This window comes from Macellibacteroides sp., assembly GCF_050251695.1.
Taxonomy (GTDB): Bacteria; Bacteroidota; Bacteroidia; order Bacteroidales; family Tannerellaceae; genus Macellibacteroides; species Macellibacteroides fermentans.
In genome coordinates this window covers 1-8,797 of sequence record NZ_JBFWMI010000113.1, presented here as the reverse complement: position 1 = coordinate 8,797, position 8,797 = coordinate 1, and the positions used below count along the sequence as shown (strand labels likewise).

Below are 8,797 nucleotides of genomic sequence, written 5' to 3'. Positions count from 1 at the left end.
AGCACAAACAATTTCAGTTCGCCGCCCGTCGGCATCCTTAAAGCGTTTTACAGCTCCTTTAATTTCATCATCAAAACTGGGCCATCCACAACCGGAATCAAACTTATCGGCCGAACGATACAACGGAGCATCGCACTGTTTACAATGGTAAGTACCTTTCTCCTTATGATTGGTATAAATTCCTGTAAAAGGATACTCTGTTCCCTTATCAATGATAACTCTCTTTTCTTCCGGTGTAAGCGATCTCATATGCTGCCCATTTATAAAATTTGAAACTAGTAAGAATAAAATAAACCAATAAACACTTGTATTCATATACTACCATATTTACAAGATTGATATTTATTTAACAAAAGGGAGGGACGACTTGTTGCAATGCATTTGCGTGAAACAATATAAAGGAATTCCAGCCGTTTTATTTGGTACTAAACAACAGCATCATGGTAAAGAAACTCTTCCATCCCTTTCTGTTATCTCTTGTGCTTATGGGATGCAATACGCAACCGTCTGCACAAACGCCGTCCGGCTCCTCCTCACAAATAGTGATTCATCGTTTCGACAAGGCCCTCTTCCAGTGTATAGAGAGTAAAGATGAAAAGTTACAGCAAGCTTTGGAAAAGGAGTATCCCCAAATGCTTGAAATATTGGACAAGAGTCTGTTTAACTCTTCCGACAGCTCTTTATCTGCTGTAAGCCTGAATTTATTCAAGTACTACAGCGAACCAACCTTAAGGAATCTGTACACCGATGTTATTAAAGCGTATGATTCGGTGGGGGATATTGAAGCAGCCTTAACAACCGGTTTTGCCTATCTGCACAGTCAGTTTCCCGATATGCAGATTCCGGCAGTTTACATGCATGTATCCGGACTAAACCAGAATGTACTGGTGGCTGATAGTCTGCTTTCATTGTCGGCCGACAAATACATGGGTATTGAGTATCCTCTTTATAAAGCTTTCTTTAACCAGCCGCAGCGTAATAAGATGCAAAGAGAATTGGTGGCAGCCGACTATCTGGCCGGATGGCTAATGTCTGAATTTCCTTTTACAGGCAACGAACAACAATTGCTGGACCGGATGGTGTATGAAGGGAAAATAAAACAACTGGTTATGGAAGCACTTCCGGGAATAAAGATGGAAACACTGATGGGCTATACACAACAGGATGCCGACTGGTGGCAAAAGAATGAGGGCGTACTATGGAAATACATCGTTGAACACAAACAATTGAATACGGCCGACCGTATTACAACAGCACGCTACTTTGAAGACGCACACAACAACTTCCCGGTAATAGGAGCTCCTGCTAATACAGGAACCTGGCTAGGATGGCAAATTGTAAAAGCATACCAAAACAAAAGCAACGCAACCCCAAAACAACTTATGCAAGTTACAGACCCAAACGAAATCCTTCGGATGTCTGAATATAAGCCATAATTAACAAAGAAGGGTTACCAAATTGGTAACCCTTCTAAACTTTATACTGATTAAATTAAAAATCATCCGCAGGAAATCCAGAACGTCTGAATCCTGATACTTTCCATAAAATATTATCAGTATCATCATCAAACTTAACATAAAACACAATACTATCTGCTGGTTGTCCGCTAGGAGTTAAAGCTCCATCTTTCAAGACTTTCCCATCGGTAATTTCAAATTGGCTCTCATAGGTTACATTGTCAATCATTCCATTACTAGTAAAAGTTTTATTAGTATAATCAACAGAAACAATGCCACTAAATTCCCAGAAATGCTCTCCGTCATTTATCCACATTTCAGAATCACTATTTGCAGCTGTATTATAAGTAGTAAAACGTTGATGACCTACTCCTGAATCATGCCATTTGCCATTATCCTCATACTCATAAGTCACCCACCAGTCGCCGGCCATCTCCTCTACAGATGTTCTTCCTGGATCTGTATCATCCTTATCACACGATAGCGAAATAAACGCTAACGCAGTAATCATTATATATAAATATTTTTTCATATTCATTTTGTTATTTTAGTTTTAAATTAACGTAGAATGTCATAGAACCAGCATAAGCAGATTCCCAATAAATTGTTTTATCTGTAGGATTATAGGTTCCTTTAAAAGAAGCCAAAGAATCTCCCCATCCTTTTACAGCACTTGATAACTCTTCCAATGTATTATCAGGATTTAACTTCATATAACCGGTCATTGCATAATTTGCTCCATAAGCAGCACGTTGATCGTAATATCCACCAAAATAGTCTGAAACGTAATAAACACCAGGAGCTACTTCTGTAATATTAACATTGAAGCCTGGGAAATTAACTTTAGCACCAGATGAATACCAAAAGCGATAAGTACCTGTGGCTGTTACATAATTTCCAGCTAGATTTGCAGTAACTTCCGGATTATAAACAATAACTGTACGTGTTACAGAACTAGAAAATCCATCCACATTTGTAGCAGAATATGTAATCGGATATAACCCTACAGCATTTGAATTAACGGTCCCTGTAATCTTCATGCTTGAAGAAATATCATTATCACCTTCAAGTGCAACAACCCCCGGTTCTACATACGATTGACCTACAGGAATAGTCATTACTTGATCTCCAGCCATATCAAAGGTCACAAAATATGTTATCTTGGAAGTGTCCTCTGAAGTAATATCTTCGCATCCTGTGAATACTAACAGACCGAAGAGAAATAGAAAACTATATATAAATCTTTTCATAAATCTTTATTATTTGTATGTTACTTCTTATCCCACCAAATCTTAGCAGACAATCCAGCCTGTTCAGGAGTATTATCGTTCAAATTAACTGCAACTTCTGGGAACAATACTCTTTGTATCATTTCTGTACCCAATTGATTAACCCAAGGACGGATTAACTGGCCTTCAGTATATTTAGTTTCATCTGCATAAACAGCAGAAGCTGCAAGCGATGAAACCTGAGGATATCCTAAACGTCTTAACTCAGCCCAAGCTTCAAAATGGTTTATCATGCAAAGTGCTACCCATTTTTGTAAACCGATTAGCTCAAGTTTGCCCTCTGCCGATGTAGCAGAAGCCCATTCTGCGCGTTTACCTGCACCATAAACATCAGAAGCTCCAGAAACACCTCTCAAAGAGAAGTTTGCATCAATAGCTGCTTCATATGCAGATTTTGCAGCAGCATCATTATTTCCAAATCTCAATTGAGCTTCAGCAATAAAGAATTGCAATTCACTTTGAGTAAAGAAATAAACAGGTTGAGTAGCACCCATAATAGGGAAGCTAAAATCTTTTGTTTTAACACCTGAAGGCATCTCTGTTTTACTACCAGGAATCAGTCCTAAATAATCATTCTTATTTTCTGATTTTGAAAATAGTTTTGCCATTCGAGGATCTGAGGTCCTTTTAAGGTAAGTAATAATTGGGAAACTTGCAATATTATTTACTGTTCCCAATCCAATTGTATTTGTTTCATACCAAGGATTACGCTTACCTGATTCATTCGCATAAGCTGCAAAGGTTATGTCTCCAGTAAAGAAGTTATTCTCATTAATCAAAGCCATAATTTGAGCCTTGTTATCTTGAGCATAAGAAGAACGCATATATAGCTTTAATTTTAATGCTTTCGCAAAACCAATCCATTGCTTAATGTCTCTATTTAACATTAAGTCGGCCGTAATGGTTGTTGATGAATTTACCTTAGCTAAAGCATTGTCTATTTCAGTTATTATTCCTGCATATATTGCAGATCCTTCATCCCACTTAGGCATTGGGATAGTGCTACCTTGTAAAGCTTCTGTATAAGGAGCTTGATCCATTAAGTCGACCAACATTTGATATGTATATGCACGAAGTACAGTTGCTACAAAATGATCACCCCATGCTTCTTGTTCTTCAGATTGTTTTAGCGCTACATTTAAGTCTGCTAAAGCACCTGCATATAAATAACGATAGTCGTTATTGAAAAAGTCAAACTTAATTCTATTTTCGGCTATTTCATTATACTGGTTAGCTTCTACAGCTTGATCCCAATATTGAGCATAAAAACCTGTATAGTTGAAAATATTACCTCCTAATCTCGTTGCTATAAAGTTTTGAGCAGAAGGAAGGACCAAAGCTGTCGAAACTTCACTTGGGTTGTTTGGATCGGTGTTAACATCAAGATAGTCGTCACAACTAAATAGTGCCACCGATAATAATATTAATAATATTTTTTTCATATTCTTCACTTATTAAAATTTAACCATCACGTTAAAGCCAAATTTACGAGTTGTTGGGTTAGCAGAGAATTCTCCATACTTACCAATCAAATCATTACCAAATGTCGAAACTTCAGGATCAATAAAGGTATTGCCTGAGGGAGTCCACATTAAAAGATTCGTTCCATAAGCTGTTACCTTTAATCCTTGAATAAATGTATTTTTCAACCAGCTTTTAGGAATATCATACCCCAAAGTAACAGAACGTAGCTTAACATAAGATTTGTCAATCAAGAAGCCTGATCCCATATCAAAACCACCATTATCCCAAAACTCTCCCATATTAGCTACGCTTACAGCTGTTGAATTAGGAGAATATGAGCCATCTGAATTCTTAACTACTGAATTTGGAACAATAAACGGGTTACGATCGTTATAGGTTGTTTGAATAGCATTACCTACGAAGTAGTTGATATCTTTTGTACGTGAATACATCTTACCTCCTTGTCTGATATCAATATCAAACCCTAAGTTAATTCCTTTATATGAAAAATTATTAGAAATACCCATTTCATAATCGTAGTTGATATCACCTACATATTCAAATTTCTCAGCAGCGATTGGTAAACCGTTAGATGCGTTTACCACAATATTTCCACTAGGGTCTCTTTCTGGCACTTCTGATTTGAATACACCTACTGGCATTCCTACTACTGCAGCTAAGCTAATATCTCCAATTCCATATAGAATAGCTTCTCCACCTAATTCCTCGGGCAAGCTCAATACTTCACTGTTATTCTTTGAGAAGTTCCAGTTTATACTCCAGGTAAAATCTCTAGTTTGTACAGGAACTAATCCAACTAAAAGCTCAACTCCCTTATTCTGAATTTCTCCTAAGTTAATATTTTGCGCTGTATATCCTGCTGCTGGATCCATATTTAAACTAAAAATCTGCTTATCAGATTTTCTATTATAAAAAGAAGCATCTACAGAAATACGACCATTAAATAGAGCAACATTACCTCCGATTTCATACTCAGTTGTAATTTCAGGACTGAGATTAGTATTACCTAACGTATTTCCTAAAGTAAATGCATTAACCCCATTTAAAGGAAATGCAATATTACCAAATTCGTTATAGGCAGAACTCTTTGTGTAATAAGGATCAATCATATACACGTCAGCATCATTACCTGTTTTACCATATGCTAAACGCAATTTACCCAAGCTCACTACTCTTTTTAAATCATCTGACAATAATTCTGAAAACACAAAACTACCAGTAACACCTGGATAGAAGAATGAATTATTTCCTTTAGGAAGAGTTGAAGACCAGTCATTACGAGCAGTTGCCGTTAAATAAAGGAAGTTTCTATAGCCTACTTGAACTTCACCAAACAACCCAACTAATCTTCTTAACGAATCATACTCTTTTACAACTGGAGAAGAGGCTGAGTTACTTAAATTATAATAAGTAGGAATATCCAATCCCGTTACAGTAGCTTGATTGTAAGAATACTTTCTTTCGTTAACATTAGTTCCAACCATTGCACTGATGTCAAATCCTTCAAATGGCTTATTAAATGTAACAAGAAAATCGTGATTTAATTCTCTGCGTCTTGACATCATGCGCATTACTTCTCCTTCTTGGTCAATTTGACCTGCATTTGGAGTTCCTGGAGTTCCTGTAATTCTTGGGGTTCCAGTTTTTGTATCATTGCTAGTATCATCTAACCCTAAACGGTAAGTCGCTTTAAAATATTCAAGAAAATCTAAATCTGCTTGAACTTTACCATAAGTCTTACTCTGATTAAATTTATTTTCCAAAACATCAATCAGATAATATGGGTTAGTAATTCCATAAGGTGTAAAGAAATAATCTAAAGTATTGAAAGGATCCTTTAAATCTTTCATCCCAACAATACTTATATCTCTTGGCACCTGATACAAAGAGTTGATGACTGTTAAGCCTTGTCCAGTTGGAGCAAAGTTATTTGTTTGATCAGCATAGTTAATCGATGTAGAAACTGTTAAAGCTTTTACTTTATGACTACCTCTCACCGAGAAAGTATATTTATCATATGTATCAACATTAGAAGGAATCAATCCATCATCACTTAATTGAGAGAATGATGCAAAATATTCTGTATTATCATTACCTCCTGTAAATGACACACTATTAGAATATCTAACTCCCGTTTCAAAGAAGTCTTTTAAGTTGTTTTCCAGAGGAGAAAATGGTTTCAATTTTTGTGAATGATTATAGACATTACCCCATAATTGCATTGAACCATCATATTTTGGTCCCCAGCTACCATTCTCAATTAATGTGTGAGTTCCGTCCCATCCCATACCAAATTCATTCTGGAATTCTGGTAATCTTAAAATATCAGCAATCTGAACCCCTGTATTAAATTCAACACCAATACCTTGAGCTGATTTACCTCCACCTTTTGTCGTAATTAAGACAACACCATTCGCAGCACGGCTACCATATAATGCTGTCGCAGCAGCTCCCTTTAAAATAGACATAGATGCTACATCATCAGGGTTAACCATATTAGCAGCGTTACCATAATCATAACCATTATTCAGTGCATCCGAAGTTCTAACCGTACTATTGTTCATAGGAACTCCATCTACAATAAACAATGGTTGGTTGCTACCACTTAATGAGCTTACACCACGAATAATAATAGAATTTGATGCACCTGGGTCAGATGAAGTATTCGCAATTTGTACCCCAGCAATCTTACCAGACAATGAAGACAGAACGTCAGAACTACGAGACTCTGTTAATTCTTCTCCAGTAACGGAAGATGCAGCGTAACCAATAGCCTTTTCAGACCTTTTTATACCCATTGCAGTAACAACAATTTCATCAATTGTTTTGGTATCAGACTTCAATACTACTCTCATATTTGGAGCAATTGCTACGTCTTGAGCTACCATCCCAATATATGAGATTTGCAATGTTGTAGCACTTGCAGGAACGGTTAAACTAAATTTACCGTCGTAATCTGTTACTGTTCCTGTTGTTGTTCCTTTAACAACTACAGACGCTCCAATGACTGGCTGATCGTCTTCAGCAGAAATAACAGTACCTGTTATTTGCCGCGTCTGAGCGGTTGCCAATCCGATGCCTATTACCAGGCATAAAAATAGAAAAGTCAACTTTTTCATAGACATTCTTTTAATGTTAAACTTTTGAATTACTAATTTACACACACTTTAGCTTAATTTATGTTTTCAGTTTTAAGAAGCAAATATAATAAAAAAAACAATTTTGAACACAATTAACGATATTATTTACAAAAAAACAGTTTAAACAACATAAAAATAACAAACATTCTGCTCAACAAGAGGAACAAGCGGGTCAAGTATTTAACATTAAAACTACATTTTGACACTTTAAACGGGCATAAAGAATGTGCTTACATATTGATAGTGGAGGTCGTTGTTATAAATCGTAAGCAACTAAAGTTTTTTAATCCTTTGTTTACTCTGTTGGACAAATGACATATTAATTTTAACACTATTGAACCTAATAAATATACATTTATTTATAAAACCAAACGGCTGTTTATTGCAAAAAAAGCGGCCACCTGAAAACAGGCAGCCGCTTCATTATAGATTATACTTGATTGTATTATTTGGGCAAATTGGCATCCCAGGCAGTTGTTTGAACAACTCCAAAGCCTGCATTCACCTCCTTAGCAGGTATTGGATATACAAACTTGGATACATCAAAATTCTTATAGGTACCATTGCCTACGCTGATTTTCTCACCTAAACGGCGTGCATCCAGAAAACGGTGTCCTTCTTGTGCTAATTCCAATTTTCGCTCTTTGTTTATAAACGAAATAATTGTTGCATCTTCCGGAATGTCCGAATCTTCCAACGCAGGATTACGCTTAGCAGCTACTTCCAGCAAACTTTGTTTAGCTTCAGCAAATTTGTTAGTCTTTGCATAGGCTTCAGCAAGCGTCAAATACATTTCGGGTAAACGGAAAACAGGTAAATTTGAAACCTGATTGTTTGCAAAGACACCGGCCATCTTTCCGCCCTTCCATTCCCCACCAAGCAATGCAAGGCGAATATCTGTAGAGGGATATTCGGCGATTGTCGATTCATTTAAAGACATACCATAGTTTCCATATAATGTATTTAATGAATTAGCCGACAAATAATCGGTGGCCGATTTAGCTATTACAAATATATCTTCGGATGAAATCACAAGCGAACGGTACAGTTGAATATATTCTTCTTTACTTGACACAATAGCTCCATCTTTCAATGCAATTGCTTGGTTTGCGGCAACGATGGCTCCGTTGTAGTCTTTCATATACAGTTTAACGCGAGCCTCCAATGCAGAAACAGCTGCTTTGTTCATAAATATATAATCTACATCTTCCACTCCATCCTTGGCAAAATATTCTTTGGCCTTGGCGATGTCTGAAAGAATCTGTTCGTAGTTTTCGCCTACAGTACTTCTCTTTATCTGTTCGAAAGCTGCAACCGGCTTTGTTACATTTACAATTCCTAATGTAGACTTATTGGCATCCGAGTATGGTAAACCAAAATAGTTTACCAAATAAAATGAACTTAATGCTCTTACAGCATAAGCTTG

The 8,797-nt window shown here is 36.6% G+C and carries 7 protein-coding genes; 1 reads left to right on the top strand and 6 read right to left on the bottom strand.

Translation table 11 applies throughout. The annotated features are described in order from the left end of the window. The coding region (locus tag AB7E53_RS13220; protein WP_446776171.1) for a peptide-methionine (R)-S-oxide reductase at window positions 1-249 on the bottom strand (249 nt) is incomplete at its 3' end. A gap of 191 nt (window positions 250-440) precedes the next feature. Here AB7E53_RS13220 and AB7E53_RS13215 point away from each other — a divergent pair. After that, on the top strand, window positions 441-1,436 hold the full coding sequence (locus AB7E53_RS13215; RefSeq protein ID WP_446776169.1) for a gliding motility protein GldB-related protein: 996 nt from the start codon (window positions 441-443) through the stop codon (window positions 1,434-1,436). Window positions 1,437-1,491: 55 nt separating this feature from the next. Here AB7E53_RS13215 and AB7E53_RS13210 read toward each other — a convergent pair whose 3' ends face one another. The 5 genes from AB7E53_RS13210 to AB7E53_RS13190 all read right to left on the bottom strand — a co-directional run. Next, window positions 1,492-1,989, bottom strand: coding sequence for a lipid-binding protein (locus AB7E53_RS13210; protein WP_446776167.1), 498 nt, complete (start codon window positions 1,987-1,989; stop codon window positions 1,492-1,494). A 10-nt stretch (window positions 1,990-1,999) separates the two neighbouring features. Continuing rightward, window positions 2,000-2,707 carry a BT_2262 family domain-containing protein gene (locus AB7E53_RS13205; RefSeq protein ID WP_446776165.1) on the bottom strand — a complete coding sequence of 236 codons (708 nt, stop codon included), beginning with the start codon at window positions 2,705-2,707 and terminating at the stop codon, window positions 2,000-2,002. Window positions 2,708-2,727: 20 nt separating this feature from the next. Beyond that, window positions 2,728-4,188, bottom strand: a complete 1,461-nt coding sequence (locus AB7E53_RS13200) for a SusD/RagB family nutrient-binding outer membrane lipoprotein (protein ID WP_446776164.1) — start codon at window positions 4,186-4,188, stop codon at window positions 2,728-2,730. Window positions 4,189-4,200: 12 nt separating this feature from the next. Further along, window positions 4,201-7,350: a SusC/RagA family TonB-linked outer membrane protein gene (locus tag AB7E53_RS13195; protein ID WP_446776162.1), complete on the bottom strand. Its 3,150-nt coding sequence runs from the start codon at window positions 7,348-7,350 to the stop codon at window positions 4,201-4,203. Between the two features lie 466 nt (window positions 7,351-7,816). Next, on the bottom strand, window positions 7,817-8,797 hold a 981-nt coding region (locus AB7E53_RS13190), incomplete at its 5' end, for a RagB/SusD family nutrient uptake outer membrane protein (RefSeq protein ID WP_446776160.1).

What these genes read in the sequence shown, in the direction of transcription:
- AB7E53_RS13205 (WP_446776165.1), bottom strand. Translation starts at nt 2,707, where the DNA reads ATGAAAAGATTTATATATAGTTTTCTATTTCTCTTCGGTCTGTTAGTA.
- AB7E53_RS13195 (WP_446776162.1), bottom strand. Translation starts at nt 7,350, where the DNA reads ATGAAAAAGTTGACTTTTCTATTTTTATGCCTGGTAATAGGCATCGGA.
- AB7E53_RS13210 (WP_446776167.1), bottom strand. Translation starts at nt 1,989, where the DNA reads ATGAAAAAATATTTATATATAATGATTACTGCGTTAGCGTTTATTTCG.
- AB7E53_RS13215 (WP_446776169.1), top strand. Translation starts at nt 441, where the DNA reads ATGGTAAAGAAACTCTTCCATCCCTTTCTGTTATCTCTTGTGCTTATG.
- AB7E53_RS13200 (WP_446776164.1), bottom strand. Translation starts at nt 4,188, where the DNA reads ATGAAAAAAATATTATTAATATTATTATCGGTGGCACTATTTAGTTGT.